The 20,386-nt window shown below is 58.7% G+C and carries 19 protein-coding genes; 3 read left to right on the top strand and 16 right to left on the bottom strand.

What is annotated here, in order from left to right; genetic code table 11:
* Positions 1-22: 22 nt before the first annotated feature.
* The 12 genes from RX717_RS01030 to RX717_RS00975 form a co-directional block, all read right to left on the bottom strand.
* Positions 23-943, bottom strand: coding sequence for a hypothetical protein (locus RX717_RS01030; RefSeq protein ID WP_054328499.1), 921 nt, complete (start codon positions 941-943; stop codon positions 23-25).
* Positions 933-1,487 (bottom strand): DUF5697 family protein, encoded by a 555-nt coding sequence (locus RX717_RS01025; RefSeq protein ID WP_186950390.1) that lies wholly within the window; start codon positions 1,485-1,487, stop codon positions 933-935. Before RX717_RS01025 ends, RX717_RS01030 begins: the two co-directional genes overlap by 11 nt.
* Before the next feature lie 5 nt (positions 1,488-1,492).
* A complete protein-coding gene (locus RX717_RS01020) occupies positions 1,493-2,578 on the bottom strand; it encodes a replication initiator protein A (protein ID WP_316960503.1) in 1,086 nt (361 codons plus the stop codon).
* Complete coding sequence (locus RX717_RS01015; protein ID WP_316960502.1) at positions 2,575-4,692, bottom strand: VirD4-like conjugal transfer protein, CD1115 family; 2,118 nt, start codon at positions 4,690-4,692, stop codon at positions 2,575-2,577. Before RX717_RS01015 ends, RX717_RS01020 begins: the two co-directional genes overlap by 4 nt.
* Complete coding sequence (locus RX717_RS01010; RefSeq protein WP_316960501.1) at positions 4,676-5,716, bottom strand: hypothetical protein; 1,041 nt, start codon at positions 5,714-5,716, stop codon at positions 4,676-4,678. Before RX717_RS01010 ends, RX717_RS01015 begins: the two co-directional genes overlap by 17 nt.
* A gap of 236 nt (positions 5,717-5,952) precedes the next feature.
* Positions 5,953-6,606 carry a hypothetical protein gene (locus tag RX717_RS01005; protein WP_316960500.1) on the bottom strand — a complete coding sequence of 218 codons (654 nt, stop codon included), beginning with the start codon at positions 6,604-6,606 and terminating at the stop codon, positions 5,953-5,955.
* Positions 6,596-9,298 (bottom strand): VirB4 family type IV secretion system protein, encoded by a 2,703-nt coding sequence (locus RX717_RS01000; RefSeq protein WP_054328466.1) that lies wholly within the window; start codon positions 9,296-9,298, stop codon positions 6,596-6,598. Before RX717_RS01000 ends, RX717_RS01005 begins: the two co-directional genes overlap by 11 nt.
* The gene (locus tag RX717_RS00995; RefSeq protein ID WP_054328465.1) at positions 9,231-9,614 is read right to left on the bottom strand and encodes a hypothetical protein; all 384 of its coding nucleotides are present in this window, start codon (positions 9,612-9,614) and stop codon (positions 9,231-9,233) included. The genes RX717_RS01000 and RX717_RS00995 overlap by 68 nt, the downstream gene beginning before the upstream one ends.
* Positions 9,601-9,903: a helix-turn-helix domain-containing protein gene (locus RX717_RS00990; protein WP_186950518.1), complete on the bottom strand. Its 303-nt coding sequence runs from the start codon at positions 9,901-9,903 to the stop codon at positions 9,601-9,603. The genes RX717_RS00995 and RX717_RS00990 overlap by 14 nt, the downstream gene beginning before the upstream one ends.
* 17 nt (positions 9,904-9,920) lie before the next feature.
* Positions 9,921-11,015: a C39 family peptidase gene (locus tag RX717_RS00985; protein WP_316960499.1), complete on the bottom strand. Its 1,095-nt coding sequence runs from the start codon at positions 11,013-11,015 to the stop codon at positions 9,921-9,923.
* A 103-nt stretch (positions 11,016-11,118) separates the two neighbouring features.
* Entirely contained in the window at positions 11,119-13,521 is a 2,403-nt protein-coding gene (locus RX717_RS00980) for a hypothetical protein (RefSeq protein WP_054328463.1), read from the bottom strand.
* A gap of 170 nt (positions 13,522-13,691) precedes the next feature.
* On the bottom strand, positions 13,692-14,567 hold the full coding sequence (locus tag RX717_RS00975) for a BRO family protein (RefSeq protein ID WP_054328462.1): 876 nt from the start codon (positions 14,565-14,567) through the stop codon (positions 13,692-13,694).
* Between the two features lie 158 nt (positions 14,568-14,725).
* Here RX717_RS00975 and RX717_RS00970 point away from each other — a divergent pair, with 158 nt between their 5' ends.
* Together RX717_RS00970 and RX717_RS00965 are read left to right on the top strand one after the other, a co-directional pair.
* Positions 14,726-14,992 carry a type II toxin-antitoxin system Phd/YefM family antitoxin gene (locus tag RX717_RS00970; RefSeq protein WP_054328461.1) on the top strand — a complete coding sequence of 89 codons (267 nt, stop codon included), beginning with the start codon at positions 14,726-14,728 and terminating at the stop codon, positions 14,990-14,992.
* Positions 14,993-15,004: 12 nt separating this feature from the next.
* Positions 15,005-15,295 carry a type II toxin-antitoxin system RelE/ParE family toxin gene (locus RX717_RS00965; protein ID WP_262564384.1) on the top strand — a complete coding sequence of 97 codons (291 nt, stop codon included), beginning with the start codon at positions 15,005-15,007 and terminating at the stop codon, positions 15,293-15,295.
* 3 nt (positions 15,296-15,298) lie between these two features.
* On the opposite strand, the gene RX717_RS00960 is transcribed toward RX717_RS00965, so the two are convergent.
* Positions 15,299-15,682 (bottom strand): hypothetical protein, encoded by a 384-nt coding sequence (locus RX717_RS00960; RefSeq protein WP_054328450.1) that lies wholly within the window; start codon positions 15,680-15,682, stop codon positions 15,299-15,301.
* Positions 15,683-15,785: 103 nt separating this feature from the next.
* Between RX717_RS00960 and RX717_RS00955 the strand changes: the two genes are divergently transcribed.
* Positions 15,786-16,001, top strand: a complete 216-nt coding sequence (locus tag RX717_RS00955; protein WP_316960498.1) for a hypothetical protein — start codon at positions 15,786-15,788, stop codon at positions 15,999-16,001.
* Between the two features lie 37 nt (positions 16,002-16,038).
* Here the strand turns inward: RX717_RS00955 and RX717_RS00950 are convergent, their stop codons facing one another.
* The 3 genes from RX717_RS00950 to RX717_RS00940 all read right to left on the bottom strand — a co-directional run bounded on the left by RX717_RS00950 (position 16,039) and on the right by RX717_RS00940 (position 19,717).
* Entirely contained in the window at positions 16,039-18,213 is a 2,175-nt protein-coding gene (locus RX717_RS00950) for an S-layer homology domain-containing protein (RefSeq protein WP_316960497.1), read from the bottom strand.
* Positions 18,214-18,285: 72 nt separating this feature from the next.
* Complete coding sequence (locus RX717_RS00945) at positions 18,286-18,912, bottom strand: hypothetical protein (protein WP_054328453.1); 627 nt, start codon at positions 18,910-18,912, stop codon at positions 18,286-18,288.
* A gap of 13 nt (positions 18,913-18,925) precedes the next feature.
* Positions 18,926-19,717, bottom strand: coding sequence for a class D sortase (locus tag RX717_RS00940; protein WP_186950247.1), 792 nt, complete (start codon positions 19,715-19,717; stop codon positions 18,926-18,928).
* Between the last annotated feature and the right edge of the window lie 669 nt (positions 19,718-20,386).

Genomic DNA, 20,386 nt, shown 5'->3' with positions numbered 1-20,386 from the left:
TACCGCCGCTCTTTCCGTATCGCTACCCAATTTTCCCCTTTATTTTACCCCGCAGCCATTTCCTGCCCTCCATGTACGAGGTTATCTCCACATTCACAATATCCTCCGGACGGAATTGGCTGTCCTCAAACTGCCTGGCATAACGGCAAACTACCGTGCAGCCATCCGTCAGCCGCGCAAACACACCGCCCTTATATTTGCTGATGATAGTGGCAAGCCGGATCGAACCCACAGGATGACGGTACTCCGCCCCAATATACGGATCAGGCGCGGCGTCCTTTACCGAAATTTCCAAATTCCCCTCATCCACCGCTATCACTTTTGCTTTCAGCCTTTGTCCCGGCCGGTAAACAGACCGCAAATCTCCAAGGCAGGAATAAGACAATCCGGATTGAGTCACCGTATAGTCAAAACCATGACAGGACATTGTCAGCAGGCCCGGCCCAACACTCAGGATCTCACAGCTTGTTATGTCGCCGGCCTGCAGCCGCTCAACCATTGTCATTTGCCATCTCCTGCGATCCATTGCCCGTACCCGTGAGGCGATGGCAAATTCATTCAGCCGGTCTACCGCTATAATCACAAAATCCACATTTGCCCCGCCCATATGGTTGAACACGAAGCTCTCTCTTTCCTCGCCCGGCCACCATATCAACGGCTCCGGAATCAGTATCTTTACTCGGTACGGCACAACCACAATGCAAGTAATTTCATCCGGCCCGTCGCCATCTCCCTCTGCGCTGTCCATGGAAGGCGCCGCAATCTTCTCTACGCCGATCACGGTTCCATGCAGCAGCGCTCCGGACCGGTAGGAAGCATAAATGCTGTTCCATTCTGTTCGTCCTTCGGGAGTCAGTTCCTTATCCAGTTCTTTATAATCCGATTCAAAAAACTTTTGCCGTGAGCTTTCCAGCCATTGCTGCATTCTCTGGTCAATCCCCATGACGTTTTCCCTCCAAACTTTTTATTTTCAGGCGGCCTGCGCTGTCTGTGTATGCTGCTACGCACGGAACATGTGTCCCGATCCGTTCCAATTGTCCTTCATCTGCCAGAAGCATCACCTGTAAGGTCTTTATCTTCGCTTTTTTCCGCATTACAGACAACTGTGTACCGCAGCGCCATTCCATCCCTACTGGGACATAAAGGATCAAAAGCTGTAATTCCCGTACGGCGTAGTATGCCAGCATCAGATACGGCCTTGGAGGCGTCATTATCTCAGGCGCATCCCCTTGTTCGGCAAACGAAAAAGCGATATCAAATGCACGGATAATATTGCGGTCACACTCCTTGCCAGGTATCACAAGATCGCCTGTGTTTTCATCAATATGGATATCCCCTTTATACCGCAGCTGCCGAACAATACTCTTTGCAGCCTTCTCCTCCATACCAAAGCACAGCCGGAGAAATGTTTTGGCCTGGCGCATCTTCATGCAGCCCAACTGTTCCAGGGCGTCCAGCAGCCTGATTTGCGGCTCGCTGCAATACATTGACTTCATATCGCCAACCTCCGTTTCACCCGGTTCACCACAGGGTCGAGCAGCGCTTCGCTCCCCATCTCCACGATCGTACTGAAAATGACCTTGGCGGTGTAGACCAGCGTATTGGAGAGCGCCTCGTTCTCGTTCCGCCGCAGCCTGTACAGCGCTTCGTCGAGCACGTCCGCGTTCAGCCGCTGGAGCGTGTCGCGGACATAGCCCCGCGGATAGGTGCAGGCGCCAAGCTGCAGCCGACCGCAGTAGTACAGCCACGAGACCGCGTCACGGAACACCGTCGCTTCCTCCGGCGCATAGCGGGAAAGCGCACATCGCTGCAAGATCGCCGCTATGGCCCCGCGCCCGTCCTCTGCGCCCGCGCGCGGGACTGTCGGAAGCTCATCATCAGTATCCCTGTACTCCTTCTTACTCTTCTCCTTCTTACTTGTGTGCGGTTTTTGCAGGTCTAAAACTGCCGTTTCCGCACTTCTGGAACTGCCGTTTTGGCAGGTCAAGACCTGCGGATTCGGCATATCAAGAACTGCAATTTCGGCCGGTCTTTCAGACGTATTCTTGTCCGTATCCAACTGTCCTTCCGGCATGTCTGGCTGTTCAACTGCCGGTTCCGCTGTATCAGGCGTCTCGTTATCCTCTTCCAGAACTGCCATTTCTGCAGGTCTTATCTCCGCGCAGAACGGCGCGCAGTCATAACCGTAGGTCGCCTTTTCGTCCAGCGCCACCTCGGCCAGGAAGATACGGTTGGGCATACCGCGGCCCTGCCGCTGCTCCCAGACCAGGCGCCTGTCCGCCAGTTCCTTAAAGCAGGCTATCGCCTTGCGGTAGGAAACCTGCAGCTCCCGTGCCAGATCCTCGCGCGTGTAGATGATGTACACCTCGCCGTGCCGGTTCACCCAGCCGTTGCGGCGGGACAACTGGTAGCGGTTGAGCAGGAACGTGTAGGCCACTTTGCTCTCCAAACCCATATCCATGTAACGCGGGTCGCAGAACAGCCACCGCGGCATCTGCATGTGGAAATAGGAAATGGCGCCGGACAGCTTCATCAGCGTAAAGTCCGGCCGGTCTTCTGCAGCGATGTTCTTTTTCATAAGGCAGCATCCTCGCTTTCGTTGTCTAATTCGTTGTTTCGATCCAGTTCCTGTTGGTATTGGTCGATCTGGTCGTCTGTTGGGATAAATGTCGTATGATCGGGCATATCATCCTCCTGATCGGGATCGTCCGGCTGCAGTAGGTCGGAATAGGGGGATTTCGGCTCCGCTGGCAGTTCAGGAGGGGGCACCGCCGATCCTGCTTCCGGCGATCCCGCTTTAGGTCCATCGCCTGTTTTGGGGTGGGAGGTATCTGCCGTACCATCCGCACCGTCCGGCCTGTCCGGCGGGTAGTCATGGATGGACGCCGGCCGCAGCTTGCCGTAATCGGTAAATTCCGGCGGCGTTATCTTGTACAGCAGCATCGGGTACTGGCCGCGCAGCAGGACGATGCACCTGTCGTTGCCCAGCCGCAGCACCTCGTCCGGCTGCATGAGCGCGCGCTGGGTGTTGCTGCGCGTCATGGAATACGGCCGGATGTTGTTCTGCAAGGGGGAGAACAGCGGCGTCTGCGGCTGTTGGTTATTAGTCACGCGGATGGTCGTCATGCCGCATTTCTCCGAAATGAATTTGGCGCTCGTCAGGTCGTTCACACCCAGGCAGATGGCGGCGTCGCAGCAGGCCGCCATCTCCTCCCACTCGTGCCGCGGGTACATGTCCGCCAGCTGGGAGATGGACTGCACCAGCACCTGGCAGCTCATGCCGAACGACCGGGTGAACGCGATGGAGCGCTTGAAATCCCCCAGCCTGCCGATGGACGGGAATTCGTCCAGCAGGAAGTTTACCCGCACCGGCAGCTTCCCGTCCTTCGTCTCCTTCCGCGCGTATGCCTCCAGACGGGAGAACAGCATGGTGAAGAACAGCGAGGACAGGAAGGTGTAGGTGCTGTCCTGCGCGGACAGGATACAGAAATAGGCGCAGGGCTTCTGTCCTGGCAGGGTGAGGTCTATCGTGCTGTCCGAAGTCAGGCTGTCCACCAGCGCATCGTGGAACACGTTCAGCCGGTTGCCGAGACCGATCACGATGTTGCCGCGCAGATTCTCCTTAGCGTTCAGGAACAGGCCGTAGGGGCCTTTGGCCGGATGCCCTGCAGGCAGCCGCTTTATCGTCTCATCTATCTGCTTGAGCCCGTCCTCGCTGAGCAGGCCGAGTACCCTGCCCAGTCTACGTTCGGACAGCGGCTTTGGGCGTCCGGCTGCGTCCGTGTCCTGCTGCACATAATAAAGCAGCGCCGTGAGCAGGTTGAGCTCGGCTTTGCTCCAAAAATCGTTGGCCTCCTTTTCACTTGAGGTGTTAGCGATGATGGTGGAGGCGATGACCGGTATGAGCCGCGGGTCGTGGTCCGCCTCGCCGATCGGGTCCCAGCGGTCCGAGTGCTCCATATCCAGCAGGTTAAACACCCGCACTTCGTAACCCTGATCGGTCAAGTAGCCGGCCATGCTTTCATAAAGTTCATTTTTGGGATCGGTCAGGACGATGCTCTCGCGCCGCTTCACGCACTGGAATACGAACGGCCGGACGAACCCCCAGCTCTTGCCGGTACCCGGCGCGCCCACGACCAGCAGGCTGCCGGCGAGGCCAGCCTTTTTACTGGACGCGACATAGTCCGCATAAGCATCGCTGTCCAGCGGGTCGTCCTTATGCTTGCCGTAGACCGTGCCGGAAAGGCTGTCCAGCCTGCCCACATCCAGTACCCGCTCCATCTCTTCCCGCATCATGAACCGGCTCGAGCCGTGTGTGCCGTCCGGCAGGATATCGAACCCGCGCCTGTCCTTTACCGGATGATAGCCGGCTATCCAGTTATACCCCTTGCGCGTCAGCAGGCAGGCCATCGTGACCAGTGAGGCGGTGACAAAAATACCGGTGGGGGTAAACGGGGCGATCAGGTTGAGGAACGGGTTTACCGTCCAGATATCCGTGATCCCACTGTCCGCGTCAAAGGACTGGCGGACGCCGAGCCGGACGGAGTTTATCAGCATCCCGTAAAAGTACCAGATGACTACGCCAAGGGCGGCGTACAGCTTCCCGCTCCCCGGGTGCCGGTCCCGCCAGCACTTCGTCTTTTTTATCACCCGCTCCTCCATCCTGGCGATCTGTTCAGACAGGCGGCGCATGGCGCTCACCGTCCTTCAGCCGGTCCAGAATGTCATTGGACAGGGTGGCGGAGGAATAGAACGGCGGCCTGTAATACTGCTTCAGAAAGCGGTTCTGCTCCTGAAAGCCTGCCAGCACCAGCCGCTGGTACCCCTTCCGCCGGATCTGATACGCGGTCTCCTCTATTTTCCGGATATCCATGTCCGCGACCAGCAGGAACGCCGTATGATCTTTCGGATCGATCCAGTCTGCACCGGTCCCGCTGTCCATCTTGCCGCCGGAGCCCCACAAGACCCTGCACATCTTTGTCCGGTAGTCCGGATGCTTCAAGATATGGAGCTGGCGCACGCCCTGCATGGAGCAGGGCAGGTAAAGGCACGGCTCCTGTGCCATCCGGTAAAAGCGGCCGTATGATACGCAGCGGCTTCGTGCCGATACTGCTTTGGACGATCCGTGCAGGGCGGTATGGATCGCCGCATAGTCAGCGCCGCAAAACAGCAGCGCCCCACGGGTACAGCCGGCGCCGGTGCAGACGCCTTGCAGGAGATCTGTCTCCCGCGCAGGGTTTACGACCCTGTCCATGCCGGGCGAGACATAATACACCGCATATACGGTGTCCTGCAGCCGGAGCAGCCCTGCCATCTGGTTATTCCCCAGCACCTGTTGTCCCCGCCTTGCGCGCAGGGCAAATGCCGGCAGATAACCGTCCCTGCTCCGCAGCTCCTCTATCGCTGTCAGATAGGGGTAGATGCCGGCAGCATACATCGTCGCCGTGATTTCAGCATGCTCGAACCGCCGGCCCACCCGCTGTGTGTGGGCGTCAGGCTGCAGGGGGATGCCGCTGTCCTGTAAGAAGCGGTACCCTTTTCTTGTCAGCCGCCAGCCATATACGGGATCGCAGGCTTTCAGCAGTTTTTCCTTCTGCAGTTCCTCCATAAGGGACGTGCGGAAGACCGAACCTGCATACCGTTGCACACATGCGTCCCCCACGTTGCGGCACCAGCCGATCAGCCGCGCGACCTCTTTCGCATTCCGCATCGCCATGCCGGTCCTGCCCCCTTTCCGGAAAGTACCGTCCTGCTTTGCATAGGCCGCGGTATTTTTCGCCTGTTGTCTGGCCGCTTCCAACTTTTCATGTGCTTCAACCTCCTGTATGCATATCTTTCGCTGCTTTTACGCAGCACCGTCCGGTTTTGCAAACCAACAAAGCCGAACGGTACTACCGTATGCTTTTGCACTAAAATACCGTCCGGCTTTGTCCAAAGTACCGTATCCGTTTTTCAGGGCTTGGAGCGGTTTGCAGCCGTGTCTTTCCCGAAATTCCGGCCGGAAAGATAGGCCGCAGCCTCGTGATAGGTCAGCACCATGATCTCCGTACAGCCCTTGCCGTCCGGTACGGCGTCCAATATCAGGCTCACGGTGAACTGGTCGTCGTCCTCGAACAGCACGCCCTTGAGGGCGTTGGTCACGGCCTTCCATTCGCGGTTGTCCGGATCGTAAGCGTTTCCGCCCTTCCGGTCCGTGTGTTCTGTAATGGCCACGAACGCGTGCCGGTACCACGGCAGCACCCCGCCGCGCCCGCGCCACTGGCGGAGCAGCTCCAGAAGGCTGTTCTCGATGTATCCCGTCGTCCGCCGCCGCGCGTTCTGCAGCAGCGTGTCCAGCCGGATTACCGTCCAGCCCTCCCGTGTCACGGAAACCGTCCCCGTGAGGGCGGGAGCGCGCGGCGCAAGCCGCAGCGCTTTTCCCTGCCTGCCCTTCTCCAGCAGCCCGCCGAACGTGCGGCGGGCGGTGAGCACCGCGGTCTCTGCCGCGCACAGGGCTTCATCCGCCGTCCGGCTGCGTTCCGGCGCGTCCGGCGGGAGCTGTTCCAGCTCCCGCGCAAGGTGGTATGCCTCCTGCAAATAGAAACTGGGGGTATGTTCATTCGTCATATCCGGTATCCTCCTCTTCGGTATCCATATCTGTCCTGCCGTGTCCCCACGCCGTGCGCTGCTGCCGGAGCCGTTCCAGTTCCTGCCGCTCCTGTATGCGCTCGATGTCCCGCGGGTCGGTGGTGATGAGTTCCAGCTCCCGTTCAGACGCGATGATATCCACGCCCAGCCGGTTGCGGCCCGCGCAGAGCAGCGCCTGCCCGCGCGTAAACTCCGCGTGCATCTGCATCTCTTCATCCGTCAGGTGGTAATGCTGCTGGATGAGCGCCGCCTCCTCCGGCTCGGTCATCAGGGCGAACTTGATGCGCGCATTGTTGAGCAGCGCCTTGCCGTACTTGCCGTTCTCCAGCGCAAAGAAGTCCTCCAGGTCCTGCGACGCGCCGATGGCCGCCGCACCGTACCCGCGGACGGTCTTGAACAGCTCAAGGACGAACCCAGCCGCCTCGGGGTTGGAGCCCGCGCCGATGAGCGACCAGATCTCGTCCAAAATAATGATCTTCTGCTCGCTGCGCGAGCGCCTGCAGTAGTCCAGACAGATATCCGCCGCCAGCAGAGTGCCGAAAGCGAGCAGGTCTTTGCCAATGTCCGAGATATCCAGCACGATGTATTTGTTGCCCATGTTGATGTTGGTCTCCCCGCCAAGCCCCGCCGCAGAGCCGTTTACGAACCGGCTCAATACAAACGCCAGCGGTTTTGTTTCCTCCTGCTCCATGAGCAGGTCATAAAAGTCCCTTGGCGTGGGCTGCCGTCTGGGCTGCCCGTCTTCGTCCAGCAGGCTGTCGTTGTCCCGCGTGACGCCGAACCGCCCATATAAGCGGGTAAGGGCCACATCCAACCTGCTCATGTCCTCCTCGGTGAGGCTGCGGCGCAGCAGGGAGAAGTAGATGTGCAGCCGGCTGATCTTGTCCGCGAGCAGCGAATCCCCGCGTGTCTCCGTCCGCTCCAGCTCCGCGTTCACATCCAGCGAAGTGCGCCGGATCTCCATGAAGTTGATGCAGTCCGTGGAGGAGGGCGCGAGCCTGATGTACAGCCCGCCGATCGCCTCGCACGCGGCGCGGTATTCGTGTCCCTTGTACGGGGCGATGAGGAAGACCTGCCTGCCCTGCTGGCGGTACCGCATGGCGATAAGCTGCAGAAGGAAGGTCTTGCCCGCGCCGGACATGCCCAGCCCGACCACGTTGGCGTTGCTGTAGCGGTCGCTGTCAAAGATATCGAGCATACAGACCGAACGGCTGCGCCGGTCCCGGCCGATGAGGATGCCGTTCTGCTCGCAGAGCTCCATGGAGTAGAACGGGAACGCGCCCGCCACGCCGGACAGCAGCGCGTTGCGCCGCGCCTTGCGTGCGATCTCCGGCGCAACAGACACCACCGGCAGGAAGGAATGGAACGCCTGCTCCTCCTCGTAGTCACAGCGCTTGCAGATGATGTCCTGCGAGGAACAGAAACGCTCCACCTCGGAGAGCCGCACCTCCAGCCGTTCGGGTGTGTCCGCCGTGACCTCGATCAGGGTGTACATATCGTAGTAGTCCTCGTTCGCCCGGTTCATCTGGGACTTGATGTACTGCCCGGCATAGATGGCGCTGTCCATCTGCTCATAGTCCGCGCGGGTATCGTCCACGTCCCGCATCCGGCTGCGGCTCCACATGGTGGAGTTCGCCACCTTGGGCAATATCTTTTCCCGCGGCTGCCGGTGCAGGGTGACGGAGAGCGAGATCCCGTCCCCCAGCCCCACGAGCGCCGCCAGCCAGCCGCCGCGCACCAGGCTGCGGTAGCCGTAGCCCGCGATGTACAGATAGGCGTGGTACACGCCGTCCAGTTCGATGCAGTCCCGCGCGGTGAAGTCCGCCGAGGCGGGGCAGATCAGGTCCATCACGCCGGTGGGCTTGTATTTTTCGGTCTTTGCACCGCGTTTTTTCCGGCCACATTTTGGTTGGGCAGTCGTTTCTTCGTCTGTTGTCTCCACATCTTCGTTTTCCTGCCTCGCAGCGGCTCCCTCTGCCGCAGCAACTTCAGCCGCGTCCGCTTCCGCTTTTTCCTCTGCCGCAGCAGACGCGAAGCAGTCCTCCAGCATAAAGCGGAAGCCTACCGGCAGGCGGATGTTCCGGCTGGTCCCCTTGCACAACATCCCGAAGACCGTCTCCACCATCTGGTTGTCTATATACTGCGGCTCCACCACCGTGAGCCCGCAGCGGGCGAGATACCCCTTTGCTGTGGCCGCAACGCGGTACAGCTCCGTGTATGGGCCTGGCCCCATGTCCGCTTCATACTGGTACGCGATGAAGAAGCGTGTGGTAAAGGCCCCGTCCTGCACCATGCTGCGCACCTGCCGGATATTATCCTCGATGCACTGCCGGCACAAGGGATCTGTTTCCCGTTCCCAAAATTCCTGCATCCGTCTGGTGTAGTGCTCCACATCCACCGGCTGGGACAGGCACAGGAGCTGTATCCTGCGGGGCGCGATGCGCAGCCAGGCGGCAAAGCAGCTGATGATGCGCTCCCGCTCCGCTGTGTTCTGCAGGAAGAAGTTCATGGGCAGTACCTCGAACAGCCCTGCCAGCCGGCCATCCCTCGTGCGGATCACGCCGCGGTCTATATCCGCGATGGGCAGGCTGCCCTGCAGGTCCTTATCTGCGGGCGTGAGGCTTTGCGCCGCGCCGGCCTGCGCGCCGAAGATGAGTTCTTTTACGTTCATGTTTAATCACTCCTTTGTTCAGTGCAATGCGGCGGTTTTTCCGCCAGCGGAGATAGGTGATAAGGAACCGCGACAGCGGCTCGTCCCGAATGCCTGCCAGTGCAAAGCCGCAGACCGGCACCAGCAGGCAGAGCGAGAGGATGAGCTTCACGGTGAGGGAGAATGGGGTATGCTGCGCCACCAGCGTACACAGCCCCACCGTGGGGGCGGCGAGCACCGCCGCCTCGATGCAGTTGCGCAACTCGAACAGGCCGAGCACACGGCCCGCGTCCGTAAAATTCACGGGGATATAGTAAATGTCTTCATTTGGCTGCATCCTGACCACCTTCCGCTTTTTCCATTACAGCATCAAATAATCTCTCGCGCTCACATTGGAAGTCCCGCAATGCAATGGCGGTATTTTGAATACGGCTGTGCAATATAGCTTCCAGAGCGCATAATATCCGCTCTCTGCTCCTTAGCGTGAGGGAAAATTCCATCCGCTCGATACAGTTGATCCGCTGTACTGTAATGCCGGACTGTGCAGATAATTCACGAAGCGTTATGCCGTGTCTGATACGAAAAAGCCTTATGCGCAGCACATGTCCGTCTGAATATGGGTTCATGATTCTATCTCCTCCTCTCATCCCAATACCCAAAAAGGCCCGCCGGCCGCGGCGCCCTTGTTGCATTCCGCGAGGAACACGCCAAGGTCCCATTCCTTTTGGCTGCGCTCATAGCTGGCGCAGTCCGCTACCAGGATCTTGCCGCTGTCCGTGACGCCCCGCAGCACGATGAAATGTCCCCCGCGGGTGAAATGCCCGGCGGACATGATCGCGATCACGAGCTTGCCTTCCTGCAGGGCCTTTACCAGCTCGGTCCCGCTCCGGCCGATACCGCGGCATGGGACATTGTAATGCGCCGCCCCGTCTGGGATCAGGCTGTGGTAGCTCCCGCTGCCTTCGCAGCGGTGGCCCGTTTTTACGGACCAGTCACAGACCTCCGGCGGCGTGACGGTGGTATCCGTTAGCGTGGATACGCAGATGGCAAGCGACGTTGGCCCGCAGCCCGCCCCCGCGATCGTATTGGTCTGGCCGTACATCAGCCCACCCCAGCGGGGGTCGTACTGGCTGAAATACACGACGTCCCTGGAATTACCCCTGCCGGTGAACACCACATCGGAGAAATCCATATCCGCTGTGTTGTCCACAGACCCGCCCGGCGCACTGTATTCCGCGTCGCAGATGGTATTGTAAATGACCTCCGCCCACATGCGCTGCTGCCCGTCCATGCCCAGCTCGTCCATGAGTTCGGTTGGCGTCTTGTCCGAGATCACCAGCACATAGCCGATAAAATCCCCCTCCGCGTCATACTCCGCTTCGAGGTCATATTGGAGCTTGGCCTGCATAGTCCGGACGATCTTCGCTTCGTCTATCGTCATCACATCCTGCTCGCTGTGTACCGAGGTAATGGCGATCATCCAGTAATCGTTCGTGTTGCCGAGCCGCTTCTCGATGCGGATAAAGCCCAGGTCCTCCGGCAGGAGCGATACGAACAGGTCTACCGCCTGCTGCTCCAGCGTGCGCTGCCGCTTCCATGCGGCGGTGAGCTCCTCCGCATGGGCGGTCATCTCCTGGATGTCTGCCGAGGAGGCGCTGGGCGCGCCGAACAGGCTGCACGGCACGGCGGCGAGCAGCAGCAGGGGCAGGCAAAGGCCGATGAGGAGCAGGGCCGGCACTGCTTTGCGCAGTACAGGCGCGGCGGCGGCCGCCGCCGCGCCGTGGACGCCTCCCGCCCATGCCGCCTGCGCGATCCGTACTGCGGCGGCGGTGTGGCTGTGATTATTTCTTTCTCCTGCGTTTTCTATTGTGAGGTCCTCCTCCCTTTGGTGTTTCCGGCGCCGCTTTATTTTTCAGCGGCTGTGCGCTGCGGCGCAGGGTACGGGGCTGGACGGCAGGCGGCGGCGTTACCATATCCGGCGTGCGGACGCCCGGGGTGACGTCCGGATGGGATGCCGTATCCGGACGATCTGGTTTTCTTTCCCGTATCGCTGGGGTAACTGTAGGGCAGCGATCTGCGGGTGCAACGTCCGGCTGCAGCTTTGCGGCTGGCTGCGCGTATGCCTGCGGCGGTGCGGCCGGTGTCACAGCTGCCACCTGTGCGGGCGTGACCTGTGCCGCCGCCTGTGCAGATGTCTTGTGCGGTGCAGACGGCGTCACCCGGGCAGGAGACGGAGCCCCCTGTTGTGCCGCAGGAGCCTCCTGACGCCTTGCTGGAGAGACAACGTTCCCCGTTGCCGGTCGTGCTTCCCGCAGCGGCGCTTCCCTGGCCGGTGAAATGCGGGCTTTATCTGCGTGTCTGGACGCTATGCTGCCTGCGGCAGCGGCAGCGCTGGCAACCGGCGCCGCCGTTTGCTGTTCCTGTGGCGCCCCTCCGGCCGCTATGGGCGGGGAAATCGGCATCTCGCGGGCAGCGGGATGCACCGCCGACTGCTCCTGTACCGTGCCTGCGGCCGTTATGGGCGGCGGCACACTGGTTGCCCGTGCCGACGCTGCCGTAACGGATGCGGCTCCATGTACGCGGTTTTCCCGTGGTACATTGTCTGCAGGTGCAACAACTTGTGAAGGAACCGCCCCCTTTCCCGCTGGGGGCATCCTGCCGGAAGGGGCGGGCGGATTCGCCGGCATAACGCGCGCGGCCGTTGACCGTGACGCAGGCTGCGCCGCGTGAGCATCTGTGCCCTGCTTTGCCTGCTGCGGCAGGGGCGGCATCACTGGGCTGATTTTTCCTGCCTGCTGGGCAGGTTCTGTTTTCCTGCCTCCATACTCCGGCGCCGAATCACCGTGTCCCTGCGCAGTCTCTCTGCCGGAGAGAGCATGAAACGCCTGTTCCGGCGGCTGCGGTGTAACAGGGGAGACCATATGGCTGGCCTGTCCATCCGCTGTGCGCTGCGGCATGACCGGCGGCAGCTTGCCGTCTGTTCGCGGCGGGTCCATCCGGCCGAAGTTCTCCGAAAGCGGACGCTTCGGCGGTGCCGGCGGCGTCACCCTGCCGCCCGCTTCGGAGATGGTTTCGGCGGCGCTGCTGTTTTTCTCCACATGGCTGCTAATATGGCTTTCATCATCAAAGTCATCCGCGTCGATGGAGACCGTCCTGCGCACCTGCCGCATCTTCTCCGTATTGTCCGCACCGTACCGGCGGCGGAAGGCCTCCAATTCCTGCGCGGCCCGCATACCCGAGCCCGCACCGCGGGTCACAGCCGTCCCTTCTGCCGCCGTCCGGCTGCGGATGCTTTCCTTTCGGCTGTCTGACAGCCTGCCGCTGGAAACCGGCCCCCCTGTACCGTTCTTCCCCATACCGCCCCAGAGCGGGCCTTCCCGCGGCGGAGAGCCGAAGGTATTGCTGTATCCGGCGGACGGTGTGTGTTTCGCCGCTGTATGGGTCACGACGGACGCGATGCTGCGCAGGGTCATGGCGGTGAGCGCGCCGGGGAAGCGCGCACCCAGCGGGTCCCCGGTAAGCGCAGGGTTCAGACCGATGCGCAGGATAATGCCGTCCATCTTCTTCGCCATACGAACGATGCCGACTACGAGCATCGCCCACGGGATGATCGCCGCGCCGTTCGGGTCTGTGGAGAGCGCGGACAGCACCAGCTTGACGAACATCAGGTTGAACACCATGAGTACGCACATGCTGGCGAACATCCGCAGCCAGCCGCGGAAGATATCGCCCGTGCTTTTCGACCCGCCCATCGCAAAGGCCAGCGGCGCGCAGTACGTCAGGACACAGAGGATAACGTACCGCTCCGCGACCTCGAAGAACAGCCGGATAAGCTGCCACTGGATGACGATGTTTACCACGATGACGATGAGCCAGCCCGCGTTGGGGAGCGTATCAAAGGTTTCCTCCCCGAACGGGTCAAAGGTGACGGCGTCCGGCGCCTGCAGCATCTCCATGACCGTGGCGGACAGGCCAAAGCCAATCGCACAGATCTGCCGGCTGACGAGCAGCAAAAAGGAAAACATCGCGCTGCGCAGGAACAGCCGTCCCGGCTCCTCCGCCTCGATGCCGACGCCCGAGGCCATGGAACGCATCGCCTGATACGCCAGGTTGCCGATAAGCAGCGCCCAGCCCACCGCAACAAAGATGTTTGCAATGTCGTCTATGACCGGCACGCGTTCTGCGAAGTAGGAAAGATCCACATTAAACAGCTCCATGAGCTGGTCCAGCAGGTATTCCACCATCTCATACCACAGCGACGCCAGCCATTCAAACAGGGCTTTTACTAACTTTTCGAGAATTTCAGGTTTCCTCCCTTCCAGTAAAACAAAAAAACGGCGCCGCATCAGGGAAAATGTGATACGGCGCCGCTAACAGAAAAGACGCTTCAGTAACAGAAGCGTCTTTATCTTATTCAGTTGTTATCCTCATGTTTTTTCTTTCCTGTCCCTGCAACTTCTTCGATCATCCCTGTAACCACGGTATTAAGCTGTGCTGCATTTTGTGAAGAGATAACAGGCCTTCCGGTTTCCGCCTCAAGAGCTTTTTTGGCTATTCCGGCTACGTTACCGCCACGGCGGGCAACCTCTACATTTTCTGCAAAAGTTTCCGGCTTGGCCTCTTTGGAAATATCCTTTGTTGAGGTTTCTGCAAGCATATTCAGGATAATTTCCGTTGTCGTCATATTATCCCGCAGATTTTCCTTTTTCAGACCCTTCAGCTTTTTATACTGCCGCGTCGTCATACCAGACCATGCACGGGTGATCTCGTCTGTAAGTATTGCATACTCAACACCCTTTTGCACACCGCGATCCTGCCATTCGTCTGTAAGCTCTTTGCGGACCTGGATCGCCTGCAGCCGTTGGTTGATCCATTCTCTGGAATACCCCTTTTTCAGGTAGGTCTCAAGCGCACGGTCTATGATGAGTTCCGGATCTATGGTTTCTTCGATCCGCTCCCGTCCGACTTCTGCAAGCCACAGTTTGAACGGCTCTGCTTTGGGAGAGGGGATCGATTGGATGATGCGCAGCAATTGTTCGGTGTTTGCAGCAAGCGTTTTGCGGAGCTTTCCTGTCGCGGTTCGCATGGCTATCTGGGGACAATCTGTCCCCAGGTACGTACCCAGCTGCGCATCTCGCTTACGCATCTTTTTTAAATAATCAGTAGGATTTACGCTGTCCGTCAGAATCGCAACAACATCAACGACAGAAAAGTACCATTCCTCTTTTTCCTCGTCCCATACCGTTCGGATCTCCTTGTTATCGAAAAGTTGCATCTTATCACGTTCCATTAGAGATATCCTCCTCAAAACAACATCATTTTACCAAGGATCAAGCCGTTTTTCAAGCGTCCAACAGAGGTTGGGCTGTATTTTGCATATTACTTTTGCTCTTGCGAATATAGCAGAATTATCCTATAATAATGCCATAATTTATGGAGGCAGCTGCAATGAAGATCAAGTCCTCTACCGTCCTTCGAAATGGCTATAATACGATCTCTACTCTCGCGCACGAAAACCAGGAGCCGATCTATATCACCAAAAACGGGGAAGGCGATATCGTCCTGATGAGCGTAGATGCATTGGAAAACCGTGAACAGGTCCTGAAGCACCGTGCGGCGATCCTTGAAGCGGAATTCTCCAGACTCAACGGCGAACCTACCTATTCTGTTGATGAAATCCGCAAAATGCTGAAAGAGAAGTATCACAATGCCTGACGCACACAGCTAGTGATCCTTACCCCTGCAGGGGAGGATATTGACCGTATCTCGGATCTGCATTTGATGCTGGTTGGGTCGAGATCCGCAGAAGAGATCACGGACAGACTGCTTGATACCATCTCACTTCTTGCAGAGCAGCCATACATGGGTGCTCTGCATCCGGATGCTTTTTTAGCGCAGCATCAGTATCGAAAGCTGATCTGCGGCAATTATGTCTGCATCTACAAAGTAATCGGCCAAACGGTCTATGTATACCGTATCGTAGACGGCCGGACGGATTATCCGAAGCTGCTGCGATAACGGTCATTCCAGCGTCGCCAGCCCGTCAAAAAGCGGGCGGACGTAGGCGATGAACGCGCCGATGCCGTTGATGATGACCCAGGCGAGCCAGACTCTTTTGAGCCACTCCCACGCGCTGTCAGCCTTTTGCTGCGTGCCGCTCATTTTGGCGCCGATGACCGCCACCGCGCTCATCAGGCCGGCGAGTACGGTTGAAATGGCGGCGATCTTGGAATACACGTCCTTGATGATGCGGTCCGCCGCCGTCCACATGTCCTCCACAGCAAAAGCCTGCGGGATCAGGACCGCGGCGATGACCAGCAGCACCAGCGCGATACGGTAAAATAAGAAGGCGCGTTCCATCCATCCGAGGGCGGGACGCGCCTTTTGCAGTTCATTTTGGTTCAATGGGAAATTCCTCCTGTCACAATAAATTTGTCCCTTTGGTTGACTGGCCTGTACAGCCCTGTTATAATAGGCAAAACAATACAAGGTAAGAGGTGTGATGAAAATGGCATGGACCGATGGTAACCTGGCAAGCGCGCTTACCGAGCTGGAGGCCGTTGAACGCCGGCTGGAAGCAGGGGAGCGCAGCCGCGACCTGAAGCAGGCCGCGCAGCACGCATACAACAGCGCCTATGTCAACGAAAATCCCGCGCAGGCGGAATGGCGGCGCGAGATCCTGGAGCGGGCGCAGCATGTGATAGATGCATGCTTGAAGCAGTAAGGGAGGCCACGGTCTCCCTTTTTGCTGCCCTTTTCCATCAGACCTGGTTTGCCGCACTGATGATATCCCAAAACGCCCAGTGCGAGGCAGGCACATCCGCAAACCTGGTCTGGATAGACTGCACACGCAGCGGCCGGCTGGTCACACGGTTAATGAGCTTGGCCGCTTCCGCACGGGTGATGGACGCGTCCGGTCTGAACATCCCGTCTTTATAACCGTTGATCCAGCCGTGCATCTGGCCGTATGCCACCGCGTCATGTGTCTCCCCATAGCTGGGGACGTCTGGGAACGCCATCGTGCCGGCCGCCACCTGCGGGGACCCGCTCAGGCGGTACAGCCACACGGCCAGCTCCGCACGGGAAATGGGCGCGTCCGGCCGGAAATACGGCGCGGTCTCTATCCCTGCATCATAGAATGCATCCACTTCGTGGGCGTACCAGCCGCTTACCGGTACATCCACCGCGCCACAGGCCGGATAGACCGTCAGGCTGGAGTAGTTGGTCAGCCGTGCAAGCATCACGGCCGCTTCCGCGCGGGTCAGGGTGCCCTCCGGACAGAACCGGCAGTTTCCCATACCTTCAAAATACGGCGCGGTGACGCCATTACGCAGAAACAATGTGCCGTTGTTTTTGCGTACCGCACAGGCACTGAACTGCACATCGTCACGGATATTGCTTACTGTTATCTTGAGGACGCCCTGATTGGACAGAGACATAGGGTATGACTTGCCCCCAACTCTAATACTGCTGTCCTCATCAACATGGGCGGTCTCCTGCCGGCTGCCCACGCGCAGCGTGACGGTATCCAGCGTATAACCTTTGTCCGGCGAAACCGTATACGTCGCCGAGCCGCCGTCGTTCACACCCGTGCGGGAGGCCGATACGGTACAATTCTGTGTCTTGCCGATAGTGATCGAATGATCGTAGTAAGTGGTCAGCTTAGAGGCAGTAGCAGAGACCTTGACCGGTGCATAAACATCATCCACACACAGAATAACATCCTCGCCGCTCTGCTGCAGTTGGTAGTCTATTCCATCCACACTAATCTCGTCCTCGTCCGCATCCACCGTACGGCTGGTGCCGTCCACGGAAAGCGTGATACGGCTGAGGCGGTAGTTTGTCTTGGCCGAAATGGTAAAGCGCACATCCGTACCCTTGGGAACCGTGCTGCCGCAATCCCTGTCAATGTCCACGCCCGTGCCTTCCGAGGTGGTAATAGGGATGTGCTCTTCGTCCAGCTCGGAGATAAAGTACGCCTCCATATCGGTTTGCACATCGGTAAGGCACAGCGTCACGCGGCCGCCGTCCCTGTCTATGCGGTACACCTTGCCGCCCAGCCAGATACGGCCCTCAGATACATATCCCGCAGCGGACTGCACTCCATCGTCCAGCCGTATCTCGGTGATCTCATAGCCGCGTCCGGCGTCTGCAATAATGTTTGCATCGTTCCCGCGCCGCACCTTGACACGGCTTCTGTCCACGTCCACGCCCTTATCGCCGCGGACGCGGACGGTGAGCGGCTGTTCGCCCGGCTTACCGTTGCTGAAAAAGTGGATGCCAAGGCTTTCTTCTGCGGTCAGCGTCATCGTAACCTTGCCGTCCGTCACGGAAAACGGATAGGTTTTATCCCCGATCTGGACAGCACCATCGGCCAGATCGGCCGTGTTCGCCTGTCCCGCATCCGTGCGTGTCACCTGTACTCGGGTGATCTCGGCTTCTCCAGATGGCGCGGCGGTGATCGTAACCGTCTTGTCGATGCCGTATGTCCCCCCGCCGCTGACCTCGATGCCGCTGTCTGCGCTTACATCCGTGTGGCAGGAGACCGCTTCCACGGATGCTGATAAAACAAGATCTCCTGTACAGTTGCCCGGCACCGTGACGGTTATCTCCCGTCCGCTATGGCGGAGCGGCAGCACCATGCCGCCCACTATAAGCTGTGCGGGCTTGTCCTGAACCGTGGTGTTTACGGTCTTCCCGTCGTAATAGGCGGTGACTACTGCAAGCCGGTACCCGTCCAGTGGAGTAAAGGTGACGTCTCTCACCACGCTGGTCTCCCACACGTTGACGCCGACCGCGCTGGATGTATAACCAGTACCGCTTTTTACTTCAACGCGGTGCATACCGCCCGCGGCATAGGACTGTGGGATAATGGTCGCCGCTATCAGCCACAACGCCAGCAGTAAAATCGGGATGCGCAGTTTCTTTGTGGTCATGTTTTTCGCTCTCCTTTCCCTGCAAAAAGGGCCGGTATGAACAGAACGTCATACCGGCTCATGCCAATAATATTATAAGGTCTGGTCTGAAATGAGATAAGCGGCGGTCCTGTCAAATGCGGGCGAGCTTTCCTCTGTCTGCACATCCGGTATAGCGCGCCACAGGCGGTCCACCCGGGCGACGCCGCCCAGGTCGGTGTAGACCACCAGCTGCTCCATCCCGACCGCAGCATTGTCCAGCAGCAAATGCACGGCGAAGCGTTTTTCGCTGATCTGCAGCGGCTGGGTGTACTGGATGCGGTCGAATTCACTTGCGTCCGCCCAGTGATACAACTCACTCTCGGCCAGTTCGCGCACTGTGCCGTATTCGCCCAGCTGGATAGCAGCGCTGTTCAGCACCAGCTCCGCGCTGACCGATGTGAGTTCATCCGTTCCGGCAGACGGCTCCTCGCCCGTATCAAGTGCATACAGGGCGGCCGTACCTCCTGACGCGAGTTCCACATCACGCCGCACCAGCGGCACATCCTGTACCGTCTCATTCTCTGCATCATCCCATCCCTCCAAACCTATCTGTTCCATCTGTGTAAATACCGCCGTGTCCGTATCGGGTACCTCCATTTTCGGTGTATCGTCCGCGCAGCCTGTAGGCAGAAGCAGAGCCCCCGCCATGCAGGCGGCGATCATGCCGCGGAATTTCATTGTATCACGCCTCCTATTGAATTTCCTGTCCAATCGCGCAGAGCCGGTAAGCCGGTTCGTTCGCGATACAGGTGAGCATGGTGATCTGGTTGCCTGCCGTAGGGTTCAGCACATCCGTATCTGTAGCAAGGATGCGACCGGCAAAGGTGACGCGGTAGGTGCGGGCGCCGAGCGAGGTCTTGTAGGTAATGATATCCCCAACCTGCACATATTTCAGGTTACCGAAATACGGCCACGAACCGCGGTTATGGCCGCACAGTGCGACGTTGCCGTTCCAGACGCTCGTCCCGTCCACATGGCCGGCGCCCTTTTTCATACTCTCATAGGTAGCGCCAGGGTAGACATAGGCGAAAATGCCGCGGCTGCCAATGGATACCGCACCGAAATGCCCGTTCGTGGAAACAAGCTGGCGCTGGGCGGTATAGCCGCCGCTCATGCCCTCCAGCCGGTTAAAGGACAGGCCTTCCAGACCGTTCAGCTTTTCATCCGTGGCGATCTGTTTTTCCACCGCGCTGCCCCACGGGTCTATGTACGACCCGATCGGGATGACGGGCGAGCCGGCGCGCGGCGTGGTCTGTTCTGCGTCCGTACCCATGCTGTCCGACGGGACGACGATCGCGCTGCCGCCCGAATCGTCCTTGCTGTCCAGATCCAGCGCATGGTTACTGGAAGTGGGCGTGTAGAAGTGGTCGTCATAGAGGCCTGCGTCATAGTGGTATTCGAGCGCTGAGACAAACGGCAGGCTGAGTACCAGCAGACCGCAGGCCAGTGCGCCTCTGAAAGCGTATTTGATCGTTGTTTTCATCGAACTCATCTCCTTCTGCAAAAAAATCCCCATCTTTGAGGGATAAACCGCACGAAGCGGCTCTCTTGACAAAGACGGGGGATGTGCTATAATAGATTACAGAAAGGGCGTTGCCATTAGCGGTTAGCCCGGTAAGTAGTTTAGTTTAGGGTATAGACCCCGAAACCGTCACTTTGCCGAGTGGCGGTTTCTGCTTTTTACGATGATCGTGACCGTGAAAGGCCCGATATGTAACGTAATACGCATGGCCTCACCCCCTTTCGGGTGGTGTGGCTAACCGCCGTTCCGTATGGCAACGCCCGTGAACGGTAAAACCGTTCGATTGATTATACCACAATTGACTGTTTTCCGTCAATCTGCGGCAGCTTTGCAGGCTTCATAACTGCCAGTCCGGCTTGACAATAATCGTTTCAGCCAGTATAATAAATACCAGCAAGACGGCTGCTTGGCGCTAACAAGCGGTCGTTCCTAATCAAGTTTAGAGCTTGAGGAAACGCCGCTCGGTTTACGCTGGGCGGTTATTTCTTTCTATACATAAAGCATAGGCCGATGACGCCGACGATCAGCAACCCGAACTGAAACAGATCGGAGTAAGTAACCACGGTATCACCTCCGTTCGGAGGAACAACCTGCCGTCTTAACTGGCGGTCTGATTATATCACATCCCTT

Origin of the sequence: Intestinibacillus sp. NTUH-41-i26, assembly GCF_032769475.1 — a bacterium.
GTDB lineage: Bacteria > Bacillota > Clostridia > Oscillospirales > Butyricicoccaceae > Agathobaculum > Agathobaculum ammoniilyticum.
The sequence above is the reverse complement of the archived record's forward strand: the minus strand, read 5'-3'. Positions and strand labels throughout refer to the sequence as shown.